This is a genomic window from Actinoallomurus vinaceus (genome assembly GCF_039542055.1).
Classification (GTDB): Bacteria; Actinomycetota; Actinomycetes; order Streptosporangiales; family Streptosporangiaceae; genus Actinoallomurus; species Actinoallomurus vinaceus.
Genome location: NZ_BAABHK010000009.1, coordinates 119,151 through 139,835, shown reverse-complemented (window position 1 = coordinate 139,835; position 20,685 = coordinate 119,151). Strand labels below are relative to the sequence as shown.

Genomic DNA, 20,685 nt, shown 5'->3' with positions numbered 1-20,685 from the left:
GCGTCGAGAGGACCGTCCGCCGCCACCGCGTGTTTCCTCAACCTCGTCCACGACCTGGCCGAGAAGTGGGCCGCCGCCGATCGGCAAGCGCCGCCGGCTGCCGCGTTGGCGCGCTCTCCGGGGCGGGCGGCTACTTGACCTTGCCCTTCCCCTTGTCGTTTCCGTTGCCCTTGCCCTTGTTCTTGTTGCCGGCCTGGCCGTTGCCGGGATTGGCGGCCTTGGTCGTCGGAGCGGCCAAGGCCGGGCTCGTCTTCGCCCGCTTGTGAAGCGACACGGCGCGGCGAGTGGGCGGCGCCGTGCCGGCGGACTCGGGCCGTGGCGGCAGGTGACCGCCGGTTCGGAGACTCGGCGTTCCCGGGTGCGGCGACGCGACCGTGCCGCCGCCGGGGGTCGGCCGCTTGTCCTTCTCGTCGGGTCCGGAGCCGACCGTGGCCATGACGGCCACCGCCACCGCCGCGGCGGCGAGCGCGACGGCGGTCAGGGTGGGCACCACCGCCCGCCGGGTGTGCCGGACCTCGGTGGGCGTCGTGACGCCGGCCCCGAGCCTCGCCAGCAGTTCCGCGGTCCGCGGCCGCTCCGCCGGGTCCTTCGCCAGCGTCTCGGCGACCAGAGGGCGGAGCGGCTCGTGCAGCCCGTCGAGGTCGGGCGGGTCGTGGATCGTCCGCCCCGCCACTTCGTCGCCGTCGCCCTGGCCGAACGGGTTGCGGCCGGTCCCGGCGTAGGCCACGAGGCAGCCCCAGCCGAAGACGTCGGACGCGCTGGTCGCGGGCCGGCCGGTCAGCCGCTCGGGCGGGATCCAGCCGGGGCTGCCCATCACCACGCCGTCCCTCGTGAGCCCGCCCGACGCGGGGAGGCGCTGCGCGATGCCGAAGTCGATGATGCGCGGCCCCGTCGGGGTCAGCAGCACATTGGCGGGCTTGAGGTCCCGGTGCACCAGGCCGGCCCCGTGGATCGCGGCCAGCGCCCGCGCGACGCCGGTGGCGAGCGCGCTCAGCTGCTCGGGTCGCAGAGGGCCGCTCGTGTCGACGATGTGCGCCAGCGAGGGACCCTCGACGTACTCGGTGATCAGGTAGGGCGGTTTCTCGGCGGTGCCGTCGGCGAGCACCCGTGCCGTCCACCCCGCCGGAACGCGCCGCGCGCAGTCCGCCTCGCTCTGGAAGCGGAGACGCACGTCGGAGTCGTCGGCGTCCTCGGGGCGCGCGGTCTTGACCGCGACGAGCCTGCCGTCCCGATCGCGCCCCAGGTAGACGACGCCCATCCCGCCCGAGCCCAGCCGCGCGACCAGACGGTGTCCCCCGATGGAAGCGGGATCGTCGGTCTCGAGCGGCAGCACACCTGAAGCGAGGACCGTGGGTCCGCCGACCCCCGAAGCCGAATAGGTTTCCATCCCCACGCCTCTTCCGACGGCGTCGACACAAGACATGCCTGTCAGCTCCGATCTTGCAGCGGAGCCGACCTGAGTGCAAGATCACGGTAAGGATCCGCGTGCCGCGACCGGCACACGCGGGTATCTTGCGCTTCGTGGCCGAGTCCCAGGATCGCTTGCTCTCCGGCCGTTACCGGCTTCGCGAGGAGATCGGCCGGGGCGGCATGGGCACGGTCTGGTGGGCGTACGACGAGACCGAAGAGCGTGAAGTCGCTGTCAAGGAGGTTCACCTCCCGCCCAGCCTGAGGCCCCGAGAGCGGATCAACCTCATCAAGCGGACGAACCGCGAGGCGATGTCCGCGGGCCGGCTGGACCACCCGAACCTCATCGCCATGTACGACGTGGTGGTCGAGGACGACCGCCCATGGCTGGTCATGGAGTACGTCCCGGCCCGGTCGCTGGAGGACGTCTTCGTCGACGACGGCCCGATCTCCCCCGTACGCGTCGCGGAGATCGGCCGGCAGCTGCTCGACGCGCTGCGGGCGGCGCACGAGGCCGGCATCGTCCACCGTGACGTCAAGCCCAGCAACGTCCTGCTGGAGACGTCCGGGCGAGTGGTGCTGACCGACTTCGGCATCGCGACGTACGACGGCGCCACCACGCTCACCCAGTCGGGCACGTTCATGGGCTCGCCCGCGTACGTCGCCCCGGAGGTCGCCCGGGGCGAGCGGGCGTCGCCGGCGTCCGACCTGTGGTCGCTCGGCGCCACCCTCTACGCCGCCGTCGAGGGACGGCCCCCGTACGACTTCGACACGGCGATGGCCACCCTCAGCGCGCTCGTCACGGCGGAGCCCGACCCGCCGGTACGCGCCGGGCCGCTGACCCCGCTGCTCGAGGGGCTCCTGCAGAAGGACCCGGCGCGGCGGCTCACGCCCGAACGCGCCGCCGCTCTGCTGGCCGCCACCACCGCCCCGCCGCTGCCGCCCCGGCCGGTCGAGGCGTCACGGGTGCGGTCGGGCCGACGCTCCAGCCATGAATGGTCGAGCCGGGATCTGTCCGGTCCCCGGCGGCCCGGCCGGGCCCAGCCCGCGCCTCCCGCTCTCGGGCGGTCCGGGCGATCCCGGTCCGTACCGCCCGACCTCGACCGGTCCCGGCGCTCCGAACCGACTCCGCCCGGCCTCGACCCGTCACGGCGTTCAGACCCGGCTCCCTCGGGCCTCGACCCTTCGCAGCGCTCCGAACCGGCTCCTCCCGGCCTCGACCGGTCGCGGCGCTCCGAAGCGGCTTCCCCTCGCCTCGACCGGTCCGGGTCCGCCCAGGCCACACCGCCCGGCTTCGGGTGGTCCGGCCAGAACCGCACGAGACAGGATCGGCCGGCGGGCGAAGGCCCGGAGGGCGGACCGGCGCGGCAGACGGCCGGATGGCTGCCGCCCGCGCGGCCGGAGCCTCCCGGGGCGCCGGGTTCGGGATCCGCACGGGGCCGGCGGCTGCTGGACCGGCCGGGCATGCTTCCCGCCGTGACGGCCGCCGTGCTGGCGCTCGCGGTCGGGGCCGGTGTGTTCGCCGGGCTCAACGGCTGGGGCGCCGGACGCCGCGACACGACGTCCGGCGACCGTACGCCCGCCGTAGGCACGTCGGCGCCGAGCACCCCCTCCGTCGCGTCCTCCGCGCCGCCTCCCATCGCCGCGCGATCGCGGGGGGTCCTGCCCGCCACGCTGCTGGACGCGTCGGACCGGCCGGTGTCGCGCCGGGTCGCGAAGAAGAGCGGCACCTGGCCGGGCACTCCCGCCATCACCCTCAGCGTTCCCGACCGCGGTCGCCGCGTCGGCGTGCTCGTCGTCTGCCGGCCCGGTGCCCGCCGGCTGTCCTTCACGGCCTACGCGCTGGGCGCCCCCGGCCGGACGGTGAGCGGCGACTGCGCCGCGAGCGGGCACCGGCTCACGCTGCCGGCCACACTGAGCCTTCCCTCCGGCTCCTCCCGCGCCCGGATCCAGGTACGCCTGCGCCGCGGCCCGGAGGCCCCCACCGGCCCGATCGAGTGGCTCGTCGGCGCGTACGAGTCCCTGGCGCGCTGAGGCCCCTCGAGCCTGCCCCGCCACCCCAGGGTGCCGGGACACGTACGAGTCCCTGGCGCGCTGAGCCCTCCTGGGGTGCCCCGCCACCGCGGAGCGCCGCGGCGGCGGGGCGTATGAGTCCTGGCGCGCTGAGGCCACGGATCTGGCCCGCTGCCGGCGAGACATCGGGGCGTAGGAATCTCTGGCGCACGCAGGCCCGCAGGTCTGCCCCGCCACCGCAGGGCGCCGCAGCTGGTCCAGGCGTACGACGCGCGCTGAGGCCCCCGGGTCTGGCCGACCGCCGAGGAGGCGCCGGGGCGTACGAATGCCCGGCGCGCTGAGCCCTCCCCGGGTGCCCCGCCGCCGCGGAGCGCCGCGGCTCGTCGAGGCATACGAATCTCTGGTGCGCTGAAGCCCGCCGATCTGCCTCGCCGCCGGGGCGTACGAGTCCCTGGCGCGCTGAGGCGTCCGCGGGTGCCCCGCCGATTCACGGAGCGCCGCCGTCTCTAGAGTCGGTAGCGATGGGGACGAAGCGACCGGCGCGGGAGAGGGCGATGAGCGAAGAGCAGGAGTTCCGGATCGAGCACGACTCCATGGGAGAGGTGCGCGTGCCCGCGTGGGCGAAGTGGCGGGCCCAGACCCAGCGGGCGGTGGAGAACTTCCCCATCTCGGGGCAGCGGCTGGACCGCGCGCACGTCGCCGCGCTCGGTCACATCAAGGCGGCCGCCGCCAAGGTCAACGCCGAGCTCGAGGTGATCGACAAGGGGATGGCCGACGCGATCGCGGAGGCCGCCCTGGAGGTCGCGGCGGGCGAGTACGACGAGCACTTCCCGGTCGACGTGTTCCAGACCGGGTCCGGCACCTCGTCGAACATGAACACCAACGAGGTCATCGCCACCCTCGCCCAGGAGCGGCTGGGCGGGCCCGTGCACCCGAACGACCACGTCAACGCCTCGCAGTCGTCCAACGACGTGTTCCCCTCGTCCATCCACATCGCGGCGACCGGCCTGGTCGTGCACGAGCTCATCCCCGCCCTGTGTCACCTCGAGGGAGCCCTGGACCGCAAGGCCGAGGAGTTCGCGTCCATCGTGAAGGCGGGCCGGACGCATCTGATGGACGCCACCCCGGTCACGCTGGGCCAGGAGTTCGGCGGCTACGCCGCGCAGGTGCGGTACGGCGTCGAGCGGCTGGAGGCGGTGCTGCCGCGGCTCGCCGAGCTACCGCTCGGGGGCACTGCCGTGGGCACCGGCATCAACACCTCCCCGGGCTTCGCCGAACGCGTCATCGCCGAGCTGGCCCGGGCCACCGGCCTGCCGCTCACCGAGGCCCGGAACCACTTCGAGGCGCAGGGCGCGCGCGACGCCCTCGTGGAGACCAGCGGTGCGCTCAAGACGATCGCGGTCGGCCTGACGAAGATCGCCAATGACCTGCGCTGGATGGGCTCGGGGCCGCGTGCGGGGCTGGGCGAGATCCGGCTGCCCGACCTCCAGCCCGGCTCGTCGATCATGCCGGGCAAGGTGAATCCGGTGATCCCCGAGGCGGTGTGCCAGGTCGCCGCGCAGGTGATCGGCAATGACGCCGCCATCGCGTTCGGCGGCGCGGCGGGCAACTTCGAACTCAACGTGATGCTGCCGATGTTCGCCCGCAACCTCCTGGAGTCGATCCGCCTGCTGGCGAACGTCTCCCGGCTCTTCGCCGACCGGTGCGTCGAGGGCATCGAGGCCGACGCCGACCGGTGCCGCGAGTACGCCGAGTCGTCGCCGTCGATCGTCACGCCGCTGAACCGCTACATCGGCTACGAGGAGGCCGCAGCCGTCGCCAAGCAGGCGCTGCGCGAGCGCAAGACCATCCGCGAGGTCGTCCTCGAGCGCGGGCACGTCGACGCGGGCCGGTTGACGATCGAGCAGCTCGACGCCGCTCTCGACGTTCTGGCGATGACCCGTCCCGCCGGTTCGTAGACCGTTCTCCGGCCGGCCCCGTTCCAGGGCCGGCCGGGAAGGGACGCCCGGATCAGTACCAGCCGCTGGAGGCCGAGTGGCCCCATGCCGCGCAGGGACTTCCGTACCGGCTCTGGATGTAGCCCAGGCCCCACTTGATCTGGGTGGCCGGGCTGGTCTTCCAGTCCGACCCGGCGGTGCGCATCTTCGCCGCCGGGAGGGCCTGCGGGATGCCGTACGCCCCCGACCACGGGTTGCGGGCCCGGTGGTTCCAGCTGCTCTCGTGCATCCACAACCGGTCCAGGCACTGGTACTGCCGGAACGACCAGCCGTGTTCGACGAGGAACGGCAGGGCGAGCACCCGGTTGCGCTCCGCGATGGTCAGCTCCGGCGGCCGGTGCGGCACCATCGCGGGCCACGCGTGGGCGGTGACGGCACCGCGGGCGGGTGACTCCCCCGCCAGGCCGGTGATGAGAGCGGCGGCGCTGCCGAGCACGGCCACGCTGCTCCGGGAGAGTCCCGTCAGTTTGAGATCCAAGTCGGCTCTTCCGTCAGCCGGAGCGCCGGTCGCGCCCCGAGCAGGCCTTCACCCCGCCGTTCGGCTGCCGTGAGGGCGACCGGGCCATCGGACGGCGGCCCCCTTAGGGGCCGCCGTACGCGAGGTTCGCGCTTCGGAGTGACGGTGACGGACCGTCATCGAAGATGACGGTCCGTCACCACGCCATGACACGTTCCGTGCCGCGCGGGGTTCGACACCGCTCCCGGCCGCGTTTGTGCCGTTGTTTTACCGACTTCTTGCCGCCGATAAGGAGTGTCGAGATGCTTCGGCGGCCTTGGGGCTTTAGTAGTAGCCGTGGGCGTGCATGTACGACCAGGCGCCGCACGGCGTCTTGTAGCGGCCCTTGATGTACTTCAGGCCCCATTTGACCTGGGTCGCCGGGTTCGACTTCCAGTCCTTGCCGGCGGTGCGCATCTTCTTGCCGGGCAGCGCCTGCGGGATGCCGTAGGCGCCCGACCAGGGGTTGTGCGCCTTGTGGTTCCAGTTGCTCTCGCGGTCCCACAGCTTGGCGAGGCATTTGAACTGCTTGTCGTACCAGCGGGAGGAGTGGTGAGCCCAGCGCTTCTTCAGGAGCGGCTTGGCGATGCGCTGATTCCGCTGCTTGCGGCTCAGCTTCTTGTGCGCGCTGGCGGCGACGACGCGTTCGGCCGCCGTGGTCGGCGACGCGGCCTGGACCGGTGCCTCGGCAGCGACGCCGATGGCGAGGCACATGCCGAGCGCGAGTGCTGCGGCCTTGACCGCGGAAAGCCCACGTGGGCGCTTTGAGAACAAGAAGGACCTTTCATCGGCCGCCGCGCCGGTCGCGCGACGAGCGGTGTCCGTCTCGGCCGAAGCTGCCTCCGTGGAGCGGGGTGAAGGCGACCGGGCGACCGGTCGGCGTCCCTGCGGGACGTCGTGTCCGGCCGTGAGGGACGGCCGGGCATCCGAGGCGGTGCGGCGGTGATCCGCCGCAGTCGGCTCCCACGGGGCGTCTCACGATCCCGTGGAAAGGCCCGGCGGCCGGGTGGCCGCCGGGCAGGAGAGGGTCTGTCAGTACCAGCCGGTGGACTGGGAGTGGCCCCACGCACCGCAGGGGGTGCTGTAACGGCTCTTGATGTAGCCGAGACCCCACTTGATCTGGGTGGTGGCGTTGTTCTGCCAGTCGGGCCCGGCGCTGGACATCTTCGAACCGGGCAGCGCCTGCGGGATGCCGTAGGCGCCCGAGGGGTTGGCCGCGTGCGTGTTCCAGCCGCTCTCGCGGTTCCACAGGTTGACCAGGCAGCCGAACTGGGAGCTCGGGCTCCAGCCGTAGCTCGACAGCATCGACCGGGCGATCTTCTGGGCATCGCCTGCCGGAACCGGGTCGCCGGCGCCCCCGCCGCCCCCGCCGCCCGGGTCGGTGGTCGGCGTCTTGGTCGGGATCGGCTCGCCCTTCGCCAGCAGCTTCGGCCGGTCCTTCTCGCTGCGCGCGGCGCGCAGGGCGCGCTGCTTGAGCGTCTTGCGGCGCTGGCTCTCGATGTTCTTGCGCTGCGCGTCGGTGAGCGGGGCCGGCTGCTGCGCCTGTGCCTCCACCGAGGTGGACGGCTCGGCGGCCTTCGCGGTGGGCTTGGAACCACCGCCGCCGGTGAGGGCGAACGCGGCGGTGCCGCCGCCCACGACGACGGCCGCAGCTGCCGCGATCACGCCGACCTTGAGGAGCTTGCCCGACGGACGGGGGTTACGGCGCATCGACTCGAAGTCGTCGTCTCCGGAGCCGGAGGGGTTCGGCGGCAGCGGGCCGCCGGGAGGGGGAGGAGCGCCGAAGTCCTGGCGGGTGGCCTCGAATTCGTCCGGCATCGCGGTTTCGGCCATCCCCGGGACGGGAATTGCGGAAGTGGCACCCGAGAGATCAGGCCGCTCGGGCTCCGACGCGATGGGAGTACCCGCCACCTTCACGTCCTCGGACGAGGGCTGGTTCTGGGGGAAACGAGCGTCGTCCCACGGTCCACGAGGCTCCGTGCCGTCTTGTCGATCGTCTCGCCCGGGGGACCCGAAACGGTCTCCGTACAAGGCGGTCCTTCCGACGGTCGCACGCGCATGGGCACGCGTACGAGTGCCTTCACCCCCGGTGCCGTCGTGGTACTCACGGCTCCCTGGGCGGGGCGGCCTCCCGAGACATGGCGTAGGGGGTCACGCCGGGACCGGGGGGTGTCCCGCAGGAGTGCTTACGGCGGACAACACTGCATTAAGACGGGGGGTACTCCGCAACCGGAACGGCGTGACTGATCTCACGCCTAATCACGTCACACCGGTCACAGACACCCGAATGTGCACTCCTAGCAGGGGATTCCGAAGTGCCACTATCGTTATGTGACGTTGATCACACCATGACAGTGGCCGCTCGGGCGACTCCAGCACGTGACGAAAAGGGCTCCCCCGAACGGATCGAGGGAGCCCCGTGAGGTCGTGCGCGGATCAGACGCCGACGTCGCCGAGCTGGTCCGTGACGAGAGCGGCGATCGGCGAGCGCTCGGACCGGGTGAGGGTCACGTGCGCGAACAGCGGGTGGCCCTTGAGCTTCTCGACCACCGCGACAACACCGTCGTGGCGGCCGACCCGCAGGTTGTCCCGCTGGGCGATGTCATGGGTGAGCACCACGCGCGAGCCGGTGCCGATGCGCGAGAGCACTGTGAGCAGCACCCCGCGTTCGAGGGACTGCGCCTCGTCGACGATCACGAAGGAGTCGTGCAGCGAACGGCCGCGGATGTGGGTCAGCGGAAGCACCTCGAGCATGCCCCGGTCGAGGACCTCCTCGACGACCTCCGGCGTCGTCATCGCGGACAGGGTGTCGTACACCGCCTGTCCCCACGGCGACATCTTCTCGTTCTCGGTGCCGGGGAGGTAGCCGAGCTCCTGCCCACCGACGGCGTACAGCGGCCGGAACACCATGACCTTGCGGTGGCTGCGGCGTTCGAGGACGGCCTCCAGGCCCGCGCACAGCGCCAGCGCGGACTTGCCGGTGCCGGCCCGCCCGCCGAGCGAGATGATGCCGATGTCCTCGTCCATGAGCAGGTCGAGCGCCACCCGCTGCTCCGCCGACCGCCCGCGCAGGCCGAAGACCTCCCGGTCGCCCCGGACGAGGTGCACCGACTTGTCGGGCATCACCCGCCCGAGCGCGGAGCCGCCCGCCGAGATCAGCCGGAGACCCGTGTGGCACAGCAGGTCCCGCGCCTCCTCCAGGTCGAGCCGGCCGCCGTCGTACAGCTCCTCCAGCTGCTCGGAGCCGATCTCGAGCTCCGCCATGCCCGTGTGGCCGGTCTCGACGACCGACTCGGCGCGGTACTCCTCGGCCGCGAGGCCGACCGACGCCGCCTTGACCCGCAGCGGCAGGTCCTTGGACACGAGCACCACGTCGTGGCCCTCGTGGGACAGCGACAGCGCCACCGAGAGGATCCGGGTGTCGTTGTCCCCGAGCCGGAATCCGGCCGGCAGGACGGACGGGTCGGAGTGGTTGAGCTCGACTCGGACCGTTCCACCCTGATCACCGACGGGGAGCGGCTCGTCCAGGCGGCCGTGGGCGACCCGGAGGTCGTCCAGCGTGCGTAGGGCGTTCCGCGCGAAGTAGCCGAGCTCCGGGTGGTGGCGCTTGGCCTCGAGTTCGGTGATCACGACGATCGGGAGTACGACCTCGTGCTCGGCGAACCGGGTCAACGCCCCCGGGTCCGCGAGCAGAACGCTGGTGTCGAGGACGTACGTGCGCCGGGTGGCGGAAGGTGTGGCCACTCGTTCTCCTTCGGGCACCTGCCCAGGCGGGTCGCCTGGGAAAGCGCCCTTTCCTCGGGGGGACCTGGTACGACGCTAGGCCGAAGGAACCGCCCGAGAACAGATGCGCACCGATTGCTTACACGGCCGTTACCGGCCGCTCGGAGACGCGTAACAGACGGTTCAGGAGCCGTAGCGCCGATGCCGCGCGGCATAGGAACGAATCGCCCGCAGGAAGTCGACTTTGCGGAAGTTAGGCCAGAAGGCCTCGCAGAAGTAGAACTCCGAGTGGGCGCTCTGCCAGAGCATGAAGCCGGACAGGCGTTGCTCTCCCGACGTACGGATGACGAGATCCGGGTCGGGCTGGCCGCGGGTGTACAGATGCTCCGCGATGTGCTCGACATCGAGGATCTCGGCCAGTTCCTCGATGCTGGTGCCCCTGCTGGCGTGCTCGTGCAGGAGTGAGCGCACCGCATCAGCGATCTCACGTCTACCTCCATACCCAACCGCGACGTTCACAATCAGACCAGGAGCGTCAGATGTGCTTTCGGCGGCCTGCTTCAGCACACGTGCGGTTTTGTCGGGCAGGAGGTCGAGCGCGCCGACGGGCTGGACGCGCCAGCCCTGGCCGGCCAGGCCCTCCACGGTGTTCTCGATGATCTGCAGCAGGGGCTCCAGCTCCTCCGCCGGGCGGGAGAGGTTGTCCGTCGACAGCAGCCACAGGGTGACCACCTCGACGCCCGTCTCCTGCGACCACTGGACGAGTTCGGAGATCTTGTCGGCGCCCCGCTGGTGGCCCGTGGCGACGTCGGCGAGGCCCATCGACCGCGCCCATCGGCGGTTGCCGTCGAGGATGACGCCGATGTGACGCGGCGTGGTGTCGGGGCTGAGCCTCGTCTCGAGCCGTCGCTCGTAAAGCTTGTAGACCAGGTCTCGCAAGCCCATATGCCGCACCTTCTTCATCGACGCCAAGGGGGGATCAGCAGTCAATTATCGCCCCGGAGGGCGCATGCCGGGCGCGTACCGGTGAACTCGTGAGGACGTCTCGGTAATCGGCGCCCACCCGGCGCGCCTCGCGCACCAGGGTCGCCAGGAAGTCCGCGAGCTCCCCGGAGGTCAGTACCGCGCGCACGCCGTGGCCGTCCGAACCCCAGGCCTCCACGACGGCTCTGCGGGACCGCCGCCACTCTCCGCCGCGGTCCCCCGGGCCGGACAGCCAGATACAGGACGTGCGCAGGGTGCACCGGAGCTCGCCCGCACCGGCCGTGTCCGTACGCTCACGGCGCCGGAACGCGAAGAGCTCGGGCTCGCGGGAGACGAGCGGAACCCGCCCCGGCATGCCCGCGTCCGCGGGGACCGGATCGGGGAAGCGGTCGGACTCGTCGGGCCAGGAGCGGGCCTCCGGCGAGCCGTCGACGCGCGCGGCGCTCACCCGGCGGGTGAGCGTGGCCAGGAAGTACCCGCAGCGCTCGCCCACCGCGCCGAACGACCGCCCGTCGCGCCGGAGCTCGAGCGTCACCTCGTACGGGGTGCCGCCCCTGTCCCGGGCCGGGACCATGATCACCTCGAGCCGCGATCCGTCGACGCAGCGTAGCTCTGCCACATGGGTAAGCGTAGATTGCTGTTTTGGAGCAAATCGAGAGCTCACGGGATACTTGACCGGACGTTCAAACTGACCTCGCGCCATCAGCGGTTGTGAAACGTCTGGTGACGGTCCGCCGCCGGTCGTGAAACGCCCCGGTGGCGGTGCTCCGCCACCGGGGCGTACCCATCCCCGAGATTGGTCAGCCGATCGATTTGACGATCGCCTCGTCCAGGCCGGCGAAGGACGAAAGGTATTCCCGCCGCTCGGCTTTCAAACGCTCGACCATGGCGTCGTACTCCTTCATCCGGCCCTGCCGTTCGTACAGCCGCCGGGGCTGGAGGATCTCGAGGTCGTCGATGCCGGGCAGGGACGACGCGATCTCGTACCCGAAGTCGGGGTCGTCCTCCCACTCGATCGTGTCCTCCACGATGGCCTGCACGATCGCCGACGAATGGGGGATCGTGACCTTCTTGGCGCGGTCGTCGCCCTCACCGCCGCCGACACGGCCGGTGTTGAGCACGAACACCTTCAGCTCGCGGCTGTCGAGCAGCTCGAGCATCCGGTTGCCCATGTCGGCCATGTCGCGCGGGAAGAACGGGTTGGTGCCGGGCACCCGCAGGAACCTGCCCTCCTCGTCCTTGCCGCCGGCGCTCGTGCCCGTCGTCTCGCCGAGCATGAAGTACGCGGCCGCCTGCGCCCGGTCGAGCCGGGCCACGCCCGGAACGATGTTCTCGTTGCGGTTGAGGATCAGCAGGAACTCGGCGGGCTCCACCTGGTCGGCCGGCCACGGGTCGACGTACTTGAACGGCCAGGTCGTCCGCCCGTTCTTGGTGTAGGAGGTGTCGAAGAAGTCGACCTTGCCGTCGGCGTCGACCGAGACATTCTCAAGATAGGCGTCGGGCTTCACCGTGGCGTTGTAGATCGTCGGCTCGAATTTCGGGTCCAGGCCGAATGTCTTGGCGAAACAACCGTTCTCGGTGGTGTAGACACGACCTTCCGGCATCAACGCGAGGAAGTCGTCCTGGACCGGCTTACTGCCGAGCTGGGTGGTGAAAGTCGTCGTCGTCTTGCCCGTACCGGACAGGCCCACGATGAGGACCGTCTTGTTGTCACCGCCCACCGGGATCACTTTGCAGCCGGCGTGCAGGGAAAGGCCGCCACGCTCATAAACGATGTTGTTCCACATCCGCAGGCCGCCCTTCTTGGACTCACCGAAGTAGTCCGAATTGAAGACCCGCGTGATGTTCGCATTGAGATCGACCGCGATGAGCCGGTCGTTGGGGTAGCCCCCCATCGGGAGGTTCGGGGTGTACACGACGGTGGTGTCGGGGTCCCAGGTCGCCGGGTCGTAGTCCTCCCCGGCCGGGTAGTAGAGCTGCTTCTGCATCCCGGCGATGTTGGCGTTCGCGGCCTCGATGACCAGCCGCGCCTTCGTGCGGAAGGCGGGGTCACTGCCGATGTAGCCGTCCACCACGACCACGTCCTGCCCGGCGAGGTGGGCGTCCTGGGCGGTCGCGACGCGGTCGTACTCGGCCCGGGTGATCGTCTGCTTGGTGGTGTTGGTGGAGTCCTCGACGATGTAGGTGGACTTGGCGCTCCGGCTGTCCACCCGGGCCTTCACTACGACGTTGCCGAACTCCGTCAGCCGGGAGTTGGGCATCTTCTCGGTGAGTTCACGCAGTCGGGCCGCGGTCGGATTCCACTCGACGGACCTGGCCTTGACCTCGTACGCCACGATCGCTCCTTCGCACGGGGACACCCGATGGGTTGTTGGTCGGGATTTCGTGAGTGTACCCACGTACGGCATTTTGAACATCCCCCCGTCAAGCACTTGTCAGCGGAAGGAAGGTCGTTTATGGCGAATTGGTGTAGACCATTGGATTAGACCACTGGATTAGACCTTTGGTCTGGACCGATCGGCGTCTCTTGATCGGCCGACTCGACAATTCCTCGTTGTTTCACGTGTGTTTCGGACTTTCTCGAATGCGAGGGCCGATGGGCGAGCCTCGGCAGTCTCAGATCGAGGCCCGCCGTCCGCGCTCAGGCCCGGACCTCGCGCCCCGTGCGCGCTCGGTTCAGGCCCGGCGCCGGCGACCCGTGCGCGCCCGGCGTCAGGCCCGAGATCGGCGACCCCCGTCGGCGGCACGTCAGACCTGAGGGCCGGCGGCCCTCGCCCGCTCCACGTGCAGCAGCGCGTCACGCAACTCGGCCAGCCACTCGTCGGCGTTCTTCCCGACGAGACGGACGCACCAGGCGAGCGCGTCGCTGCGGCTGCGCGCCACCCCGGCGTCGACCAGCGTGTCAAGGACGCGGCGCTCGGGCTGGCGGAGCCGGGTCATCACGGGCACGGACAGCGTGGTGAACATGAGCTTCTCGTCGCCGCACTCGACGCCCCAGGACACCTTGCGGGCGAAGCGGTGCTCGGCCTCACGCGCGATGCCGATCCGCTGCTCACGAGTCTCCTCGCGGAAGCGCTGGATCTGCCCGGCGACGGCCTCGGCCCGCTCGGCGTCGGACGCGCCCTCGGCGAGCTCCGGCTCGGCGAGCCGGCCGACGACGCTGATCTCCTCCCGGTCGAGGACGACGTGGGGCGGGCCGTCGAACCAATCCTCGGGCAGACGGCCGGTGAACCATCCGCGGAGCTTCTCCTCCGCAGCTTCTGTCGTAGTCATGTAATCATGATTACACGGTATCGGAGCTGCGCCAAGAGGTGCGAGAGGTTGACAACGACTCGTTTTTGATAGTTACTTTCTTTTCATGGGAACACTCATTGAGGAGAAACTGTCATGACCTCCCTCGGATCCCGGCGGTGGTGGGTGCTCGGCGCCCTCGTCGTCATCCTCCTCGCCGTCAGCCTCGACCTGACCGCGCTCAACGTCGCCCTCCCGACCCTCGCCGCCCAGCTGGACGCCGGCACCAGCGCCCTCCAGTGGATCGTCGCGTCGTACACCCTGGTCTCCGCGACCCTCCTCATCCCCGCAGGCCTGATCGGCGACCGGTACGGCCGCAAGAAGACGCTGCTCGGCGGTCTGGCGCTGTTCCTGGCCGGCTCGGTGCTCGCCACGCTCGTCTCCAGCCCCGCCGGCCTGATCACCGCCCGTACGCTCATGGGCGTCGGCTCGGCGGCCATCACGCCGCTGGCCATGTCGGTGCTGCTCGTCGTCTTCCCGCCCGAGGAGCGGCCGAAGGCGCTCGCCGCCTGGACCGGCGCGTCCTTCCTGGGCCTGCCGCTCGGCCCGATCATCGGCGGCTGGCTGCTCGATCACTTCTGGTGGGGTTCGATCTTCTTCATCAACATCCCCGTCTCGGCGGTGGCCCTGGTGCTCGGTCTCGTCCTGATCCCCGAGTCCCGGTCCGCCACGGCGCCCCGGCCGGACTTCGCCGGCCTCCTGCTGTCGACCGGCGGCCTGATCGCCCTCGTGTACGGCACCATCCAGGAGGAGGACTACGGCTGGTCGAGCCCTGGCGTGTGGGGCGTGATGACCGCCGGCGCCGTCGCCCTCGTGGCCTTCGTGGTCTGGACCCGGCGCGTGCGCCATCCCCTGATCGACCTGCGCCTGTTCGCCGACCGGAGCTTCACCGGAGGCCTCGTCCCGGCCACGCTGATGACCTTCGCTATGTTCGGCGTGCTCTTCGTCGGCCCGCAGTACTTCCAGGCCGTCCTCGGGACGGGCCCGCTGGGATCCGGGGTCCGCCTTCTGCCCCTCATCGGCGGTCTGCTGGTGGCCTCCCGGCTGAGCGCGCTGCTCGTCAAGCGGCTCGGCGCCCGCGTCACCATCGCCGCCGGCGGGCTGGTGATGGCCGGGGCGATGGTCGCCGGTGCCACCACCAACGCCGGATCGGGGTACGGCCTGGCCGCCGCCTGGCTGACCGTCGCGGGCCTCGGCATGGGCCTGATGCTGCCCGCCTCGATGACGGCGGCCATGGGCGCACTGTCGGCCGAACGGGCGGGCGTCGGCTCCGCCGTTCTCATGACCGTCCGTCTCGTCGGCGGGGCGTTCGGAGCCGCGATCCTGGGCAGCCTGCTGTCCGCCGGCTACCGCGGGCACGTGGACGTGGCCGGGCTGCCTCCCGCGGCCGCCGAGGCGGCGCGGGGCGGGGTCGGCGGCGGGCTCGCGGTGGCCGGGCGCCTGCACGACCCGCACCTGCTCCACTCGGCGCGGGCGGCGTTCACGCACGGCATGGACCTCACCCTCCTGGCAGGAGCGGGGATCATGGCGGCCGCGGCGGTCCTCGCCGTCATCCTCCTGCCGCGTCGAGGTGCCACCGACCCGCTGGGTAACGGACAATCGACTCATGAGTACGCCTCCGCTTGAACGGTCGCTCGAACAACGCCTCGGCCTGCGCGAGCGGAAGAAGCTGAAGACCCGGCGTTCCATCCAGGAGCACGCGCTCCGGCTCTTTCAGGAACAGGGATACGACGCGACGACCGTCGAGCAGATCGCCGAGGCGGCGGAGGTCTCACCGAGCACGTTCTTCCGGTACTTCCCCACCAAAGAAGACACCGTGCTCACCGACGAGTACGACGCGTTGATCGTCGACGCCATCCGCGCGCAGCCGCCGGAGCTGCCCCCCATGGAGGCGCTGCGCAACGTCATGCGCGAGATGGTGAGCGACATGGTGGCGGCCGACCGGAAGCGGATGCTCGACCGGACGCGGCTGATGATGTCCGTCCCGGCTCTGCGGTCCCGGCAGTGGGACCAGACGAAGGTCACCCAGCAGGCGATCCTCGAGTCGCTCGCCGACCGGGTCGGCCGACCGGCGAGCGACTTCGAGCTTCAGGCGTTCGCCGCGGCCGTCATCGCCGTCTGGGAGACGGCCGTGCTCGGCTGGGTGGAGGCCGACGGCAAGACCGACATCGTCGAGCTGCTCGACCGCGGGGTCGACTTCCTCATCGCGGGCTGCCCCCTGTGATCCGCCGTGCGCCGCTCACGCGGCGTGCGGCAGGTCGCGCCGGCCCGGGGAGGGTCAGGCCTTGGTGGCGGAGAGCTGGGGGTTGACGCGGATGGCACCCCAGAAGTTGTTCAGGTAGACGTCCTGGATCTGGATCAGGGTGCCGGTGTGCCGCGCGACGACCATCTTGTTGTTGCCGAGGTAGATCGCGATGTGCGAGACGCCGTTGAAGGTCGGGTCGTTCTTCCACGTCAGCAGGTCGCCCGGCTGGGCCTGGTCGTACGGCAGCCGCCAGCCGGTGAACGCCTGGATGTCGGCCGTGCGCGGCATCTTGATGCCGGCCTGGGCGAAGGCGTACTGCACGAGGCCGGAGCAGTCGTAGCCGCCTTCGCGGTCCGACTCGCCACCCCAGACGTACGGCATGCCGATCTTGGACTCGGCGGCCCGGATGACCGTGTTGACCTGGTCGGCGGTCATCACCCGGCCCGGGGCGCCGGCCGTGCCGCCGGGAACGGTCGGGGCGTCGAACCGCGACTCGAGCGTGGCCATCTTCGTGCCCTTGGGAAGGAGCTTGGCCAGCTGCTTGCGGAGCTTGACGAGGTTCGCGTGCGGAGCGCTGACGAGCAGGGCGTTGCCGGACGGCATGCCGATCGTCTGCGCGGTGTAGTGCGAGACCACCGCGTCGACCTGGTCGATGCCCATCGTGGCGTAGGCGCCGACGCGTACGGACGTCTGGTGGCTCTGGCCGCCGATCTGCGTCTGGGACGCCAGCGGGATGCCGCCGTCCTGGCCCATCGTGAAGGAGATCGCGACGTCACCGCTCGCGACGTTGTTCCACAGGGCGTCGGACCTGGCGCTCGCCTCAGGGGTGTAGGCACGGAACGTCGACGGCTCGACGCCCAGAACGCCCACGCGCTTTCCGCCCACGAGCGCGCGCGCCGCGTCGACGACCTCGGCGGCCTTGACGCCCTTGGCCTGGCGCACCTTCTCGACGGCGTCCGCGGGAAGGGTCTGCGGGGAGGCGATCAGGAGGTGCGGGGTGATGGTCTTCTGGAGCGCGGCCACCCGGTAGCTCGTGCTCTCCGCCGCGGCGACGTAGCGCCCGCCGATGAGCTGCGCCGGTGGCTTGAACGGCCCGGCCAGCACCATCGCGAAATCGGCGGCGATGGTAGTGGCCAGTGAAACGCCAACGACCGTCGGCAGCATGCGGCGGCTCGCCCAGCGCACGGCGCCCTCCCTCGTCCCCAGTGCGTTGTACGACTATGACCTACGACGGCGATGGTCGTCCAGATGCCCACGCGCCTCATCGGCCACTGGTGTCCGCCCGTTCGGCACGCCGTGCGGGCGCTCGTTCTGAGGTAACACTGCCGTAACGGAAAGATCAAGCCCGCAGCGGATCAATATTGACAGAGATTCCAATGAGTCCGCCCGCGGAATGGACGGATCGCGGCGTTATGGGCCGTCCGGATCCACCCCTGCGCGATATCGGTAGCCGCCCGTCGTGGTTCAGTGCTTCGCGGCGGCCCGGATCTGCTCCTGCAGGGCGCCGACCTCCGTGACCGGAAGCCGGCACGTGAAGTCGCGGCAGACGTACGCGGCGGGCCTCCCGTCGACGGGCGTCCGGCCCTCCAGCAGCGGCACGCCGGTTCCGGCGGCGACGACCGCGGGCAGCGGGCCGAGCAGCGCCGCCCGGTGCAGGTCGCGCGTGCGCGGATCGTCCGCCGGGCCTGCGATCGCGATCTCCAGCGGTCCGGCGACGACCGCCTCCGCCACGGCGAGCCCCCACCCGGCGAAGCGCGAGTGGCGCTGGGCGAGCGGCGCCACGGGGCCGAGGGCGGCGAGGGCGGCCTCCCGGTGCCGGGCCGAACCGGTGAGCGCGGCGTACGACAGCAGCGCGCCCGCAGCCGCGAACCGGCCGGAAGGCGTGGCGTTGTCGGTGGGGTCCTGCGGGCGTTTCCACAGGCGCTCGGCGTCGTCGGCGGTGTCGTAGAAGCCGCCGTGCCCGTCGGCGAACCGCTCCAGGACGACGTCCAGCAGCTCCCCGGCGAACCGCGCGTGGGCCGCCTCGCCCGTCACGCCGTACAGCGCGATCAGCCCCTCGGCCAGGTCCGCGTAGTCCTCGAGGACGCCCGCGTTGGTCCCGGCCTGGCCGGCGCGCGAGGTGCGCAGCAGCCGCCCGTCCCGCCAGTGCGTCTCCCGCAGCAGCCGGACCGCGTCCTCCGCCGCGGCCACGAGATCCGGCCGCTCGAAGTACGCGCCGCACTCCGCCAGCGCCGCGATCGCCAGGCCGTTCCAGGCGGCGACCACCTTGTCGTCGCGGCCCGGCGGGACCCGCCGGGACCGCGCGTCCAGCAGCGTGGCCCGGATCCGCGCGTACCGCTCCTCGTCATCGGGGTTCGCGCGCAGCTGCAGGACGGACGTGCCGTGCTCGAACGTGCCGGCGCCGGTCACCTGGAACAGCACCGCCGCGAACGCCCCGTCCTCCTCGCCGAGGATCTCCGTCAGCTCCGCCGGCGTCCAGACGTAGTACGCGCCCTCCTCGTGGCGGCCCTCGGCGTTCTCGCTGTCCGCGTCGAGGGCACTGGCGAACCCGCCCTCCGGCGTACGCAGGTCCCGCAGCATCCAGTCGCACGTCTCCAGGGCGACGCGGCGGGCGAGCGGGCCACCGGACAGCCGCCACCAGTGCGCGTACACGCGCGCCAGCAGGGCGTTGTCGTACAGCATCTTCTCGAAGTGCGGCACGGCCCAGTGGGCGTCCACCGAGTAGCGGGCGAACCCTCCGCCGAGCTGGTCGTACATGCCGCCCCGCGCCATCGCCTCGAGCGTGCCCTCGGCCATCGGCAGGCCGTCGCCGCCCCGGGCGGCGTGGCGGAGCAGGAACTCCAAGGCCATCGACGGCGGGAACTTCGGCGCCGCGCCGAACCCGCCGTCCGCCTCGTCGTACGACCGCGCCAGGTCGCGCACCGCGGCGTCGAGCACCTCCGGCTCCGGGGCGCCCTCGCCCCCGATGACGTCTTGGCCGGCGAGCGCTCCGACGACCTTCCGCCCCTGGGCGATCACGTCGTCACGCTTGTCCCGCCAGGCCTCGTCGACCGCGCGCAGGAGTTGCTGGAAGTGCGGCCGGGGGAAGTAGGTGCCGCAGTAGAACGGCTCGCCGCCGGGCGTCATGAAGACGGTCATCGGCCAGCCGCCCTGACCCGTCATCGCCTGGGTGGCCTCCATGTACACCGCGTCGACGTCGGGGCGCTCCTCGCGGTCCACCTTGACGCTGACGAACAGCTCGTTCATCAGCTGCGCCGTCTCCTCGTCCTCGAAGGACTCGTGCGCCATCACGTGACACCAGTGACAGGCGGAGTAACCGACGCTCAGCAGGATGGGCACGTCCCTGCGCCGCGCCTCCTCAAATGCCTCATCGCCCCACGGGAACCAGTGAACGGGGTTGTCCGCGTGCTGCAGCAGGTACGGCGACGTTGCCCGCGCCAGGCGATTCATAAGCCCAGCGTGCCATACGAGGACATGTCGATCGCGGGGTCCGCCCTCCAACGGCCATCGATGGCACGCCGTCTGATCACGCGCCCACTGCGGCGAGCGACAGCGCCCAAAGGCGCTCGGCGGCGTCTGGGTCGAGCGCGTATGGGGCTACTCCGCCGGAGGAGCTTCCCACTGCCTCGGGCTTCAGCGTCTCCGCCTCGTTGTTGTCCTCGAAGTAGCGACCGCCGATGCCCTCCAGTTGGGGGGAGGTCGCGACGACCACGCTCGTCGCGGCGCCCTGGGCGATCGTCTTGAACCGGAACGGCGCGCCTTGGATCGAGCCGAGTTCCCCGGCCGCCTCGGCGGCGCGCAGCTGTGCGGCTTGTTCCGGATCCATGTGGCGAGACAGGTTCGTCCGCATGATCACGCCGGGGTGGACGGCGTTGGCGGTGATCCCGTCGGCGGCCCAGTGGCCGGTCGCTCCGACCGCGAAGAGAACGTTGGCGGTCTTCGACTGCCCGTAGGCGAGCCACGGGTCGTACGGGCGGGAGGTGAAGTTGATGTCGTCGAACTCGACCGGCGAGGCGTGGTGGCCGCGGGAGCTCAGCGACACGATTCGCGCGTTGCCGGCTGCCGCGAGCGCGTCGTGGAGGCCGAGCGCGAGCGCGAAGTGGCCGAGATGGTTGGACGCGAACTGGAGCTCCCAGCCGTCCGGAGTGCGGTCGAGCGCGGGCAGCGCCATCACGCCGGCGTTGTTGACCAGGATGTGCAGTGGCCCGGCCCAGGCGCTCGTGAAGGCGGCGATCGACGCCTGATCGACGAGGTCGAGTGGTCTGACATGGACGGCGTCATTGCCGGTCGCCTTACGGATGTCGGTCGCGGTGCGCTCGCCGGCGTCCGTGTTGCGGACCGCGAGCGTGACCGAGGCACCGGCGCTCGCGAGGGCGCGGGCGGTCTCGGCACCGAGCCCCGACGAGGCGCCGGTGACGACCGCGTGCTTGCCGGAAAGGTCGACGCCTTCGATCACCTCGGCGGCCGTCGACTCTTCTCCGAATGGGGTTTGAATGCGTTGGGTGGATGTCATGGCCTCAAGTGTTCGT

16 protein-coding genes are annotated in these 20,685 nt (G+C 71.1%); 4 read left to right on the top strand and 12 right to left on the bottom strand.

Going from position 1 to position 20,685, the window contains the following annotated elements:
- Positions 1–130 precede the first annotated feature (130 nt).
- Entirely contained in the window at positions 131–1,387 is a 1,257-nt protein-coding gene (locus ABEA24_RS29515; RefSeq protein WP_345434426.1) for a serine/threonine-protein kinase, read from the bottom strand.
- A gap of 134 nt (positions 1,388–1,521) precedes the next feature.
- Between ABEA24_RS29515 and ABEA24_RS29510 the strand changes: the two genes are divergently transcribed.
- Positions 1,522–3,441, top strand: coding sequence for a serine/threonine-protein kinase (locus ABEA24_RS29510; RefSeq protein ID WP_345434425.1), 1,920 nt, complete (start codon positions 1,522–1,524; stop codon positions 3,439–3,441).
- Positions 3,442–3,974: 533 nt separating this feature from the next.
- Positions 3,975–5,378, top strand: coding sequence for a class II fumarate hydratase (locus tag ABEA24_RS29505; RefSeq protein ID WP_345434424.1), 1,404 nt, complete (start codon positions 3,975–3,977; stop codon positions 5,376–5,378).
- A gap of 52 nt (positions 5,379–5,430) precedes the next feature.
- Here ABEA24_RS29505 and ABEA24_RS29500 read toward each other — a convergent pair whose 3' ends face one another.
- The 8 genes from ABEA24_RS29500 to ABEA24_RS29465 all read right to left on the bottom strand — a co-directional run bounded on the left by ABEA24_RS29500 (position 5,431) and on the right by ABEA24_RS29465 (position 13,893).
- Positions 5,431–5,895 (bottom strand): aggregation-promoting factor C-terminal-like domain-containing protein, encoded by a 465-nt coding sequence (locus ABEA24_RS29500; protein ID WP_345434423.1) that lies wholly within the window; start codon positions 5,893–5,895, stop codon positions 5,431–5,433.
- A gap of 303 nt (positions 5,896–6,198) precedes the next feature.
- Positions 6,199–6,687, bottom strand: coding sequence for an aggregation-promoting factor C-terminal-like domain-containing protein (locus ABEA24_RS29495; protein WP_345434422.1), 489 nt, complete (start codon positions 6,685–6,687; stop codon positions 6,199–6,201).
- 258 nt (positions 6,688–6,945) lie between these two features.
- The gene (locus ABEA24_RS29490; RefSeq protein ID WP_345434421.1) at positions 6,946–7,746 is read right to left on the bottom strand and encodes an aggregation-promoting factor C-terminal-like domain-containing protein; all 801 of its coding nucleotides are present in this window, start codon (positions 7,744–7,746) and stop codon (positions 6,946–6,948) included.
- A gap of 603 nt (positions 7,747–8,349) precedes the next feature.
- Positions 8,350–9,657, bottom strand: a complete 1,308-nt coding sequence (gene phoH2 / locus ABEA24_RS29485) for an RNA 5'-3' helicase PhoH2 (RefSeq protein WP_345434420.1) — start codon at positions 9,655–9,657, stop codon at positions 8,350–8,352.
- A gap of 162 nt (positions 9,658–9,819) precedes the next feature.
- A complete protein-coding gene (locus ABEA24_RS29480; protein ID WP_345434419.1) occupies positions 9,820–10,581 on the bottom strand; it encodes an isoprenyl transferase in 762 nt (253 codons plus the stop codon).
- 34 nt (positions 10,582–10,615) lie between these two features.
- Positions 10,616–11,239, bottom strand: coding sequence for a hypothetical protein (locus ABEA24_RS29475; RefSeq protein ID WP_345434418.1), 624 nt, complete (start codon positions 11,237–11,239; stop codon positions 10,616–10,618).
- 181 nt (positions 11,240–11,420) lie between these two features.
- Positions 11,421–12,956: a phosphoenolpyruvate carboxykinase gene (locus tag ABEA24_RS29470; RefSeq protein WP_345434417.1), complete on the bottom strand. Its 1,536-nt coding sequence runs from the start codon at positions 12,954–12,956 to the stop codon at positions 11,421–11,423.
- A gap of 412 nt (positions 12,957–13,368) precedes the next feature.
- A complete protein-coding gene (locus ABEA24_RS29465; RefSeq protein WP_345434416.1) occupies positions 13,369–13,893 on the bottom strand; it encodes a hypothetical protein in 525 nt (174 codons plus the stop codon).
- A gap of 114 nt (positions 13,894–14,007) precedes the next feature.
- Here ABEA24_RS29465 and ABEA24_RS29460 point away from each other — a divergent pair, with 114 nt between their 5' ends.
- Both ABEA24_RS29460 and ABEA24_RS29455 read left to right on the top strand, forming a co-directional pair.
- Positions 14,008–15,537 carry a DHA2 family efflux MFS transporter permease subunit gene (locus tag ABEA24_RS29460; protein WP_345434415.1) on the top strand — a complete coding sequence of 510 codons (1,530 nt, stop codon included), beginning with the start codon at positions 14,008–14,010 and terminating at the stop codon, positions 15,535–15,537.
- A complete protein-coding gene (locus ABEA24_RS29455) occupies positions 15,518–16,135 on the top strand; it encodes an acyl-CoA-like ligand-binding transcription factor (protein ID WP_345434414.1) in 618 nt (205 codons plus the stop codon). Before ABEA24_RS29460 ends, ABEA24_RS29455 begins: the two co-directional genes overlap by 20 nt.
- A 54-nt stretch (positions 16,136–16,189) precedes the next feature.
- On the opposite strand, the gene ABEA24_RS29450 is transcribed toward ABEA24_RS29455, so the two are convergent.
- The 3 genes from ABEA24_RS29450 to ABEA24_RS29440 all read right to left on the bottom strand — a co-directional run bounded on the left by ABEA24_RS29450 (position 16,190) and on the right by ABEA24_RS29440 (position 20,669).
- Positions 16,190–17,341: a C40 family peptidase gene (locus tag ABEA24_RS29450; protein WP_345434413.1), complete on the bottom strand. Its 1,152-nt coding sequence runs from the start codon at positions 17,339–17,341 to the stop codon at positions 16,190–16,192.
- A 279-nt stretch (positions 17,342–17,620) separates the two neighbouring features.
- Positions 17,621–19,606, bottom strand: a complete 1,986-nt coding sequence (locus ABEA24_RS29445) for a thioredoxin domain-containing protein (RefSeq protein ID WP_345434412.1) — start codon at positions 19,604–19,606, stop codon at positions 17,621–17,623.
- Positions 19,607–19,682: 76 nt separating this feature from the next.
- Positions 19,683–20,669, bottom strand: coding sequence for an SDR family NAD(P)-dependent oxidoreductase (locus ABEA24_RS29440; RefSeq protein WP_345434411.1), 987 nt, complete (start codon positions 20,667–20,669; stop codon positions 19,683–19,685).
- Positions 20,670–20,685 lie beyond the last annotated feature (16 nt).

Bases quoted from the DNA above. Each gene is read 5' to 3' on its own strand.
- ABEA24_RS29440 (WP_345434411.1), bottom strand. From the start codon at position 20,669: ATGACATCCACCCAACGCATTCAAACCCCATTCGGAGAAGAGTCGACG.
- ABEA24_RS29505 (WP_345434424.1), top strand. From the start codon at position 3,975: ATGAGCGAAGAGCAGGAGTTCCGGATCGAGCACGACTCCATGGGAGAG.
- ABEA24_RS29460 (WP_345434415.1), top strand. From the start codon at position 14,008: ATGACCTCCCTCGGATCCCGGCGGTGGTGGGTGCTCGGCGCCCTCGTC.
- ABEA24_RS29480 (WP_345434419.1), bottom strand. From the start codon at position 10,581: ATGGGCTTGCGAGACCTGGTCTACAAGCTTTACGAGCGACGGCTCGAG.
- ABEA24_RS29515 (WP_345434426.1), bottom strand. From the start codon at position 1,387: ATGGAAACCTATTCGGCTTCGGGGGTCGGCGGACCCACGGTCCTCGCT.
- ABEA24_RS29490 (WP_345434421.1), bottom strand. From the start codon at position 7,746: ATGGCCGAAACCGCGATGCCGGACGAATTCGAGGCCACCCGCCAGGAC.
- ABEA24_RS29465 (WP_345434416.1), bottom strand. From the start codon at position 13,893: ATGACTACGACAGAAGCTGCGGAGGAGAAGCTCCGCGGATGGTTCACC.
- ABEA24_RS29455 (WP_345434414.1), top strand. From the start codon at position 15,518: ATGAGTACGCCTCCGCTTGAACGGTCGCTCGAACAACGCCTCGGCCTG.
- ABEA24_RS29445 (WP_345434412.1), bottom strand. From the start codon at position 19,606: ATGAATCGCCTGGCGCGGGCAACGTCGCCGTACCTGCTGCAGCACGCG.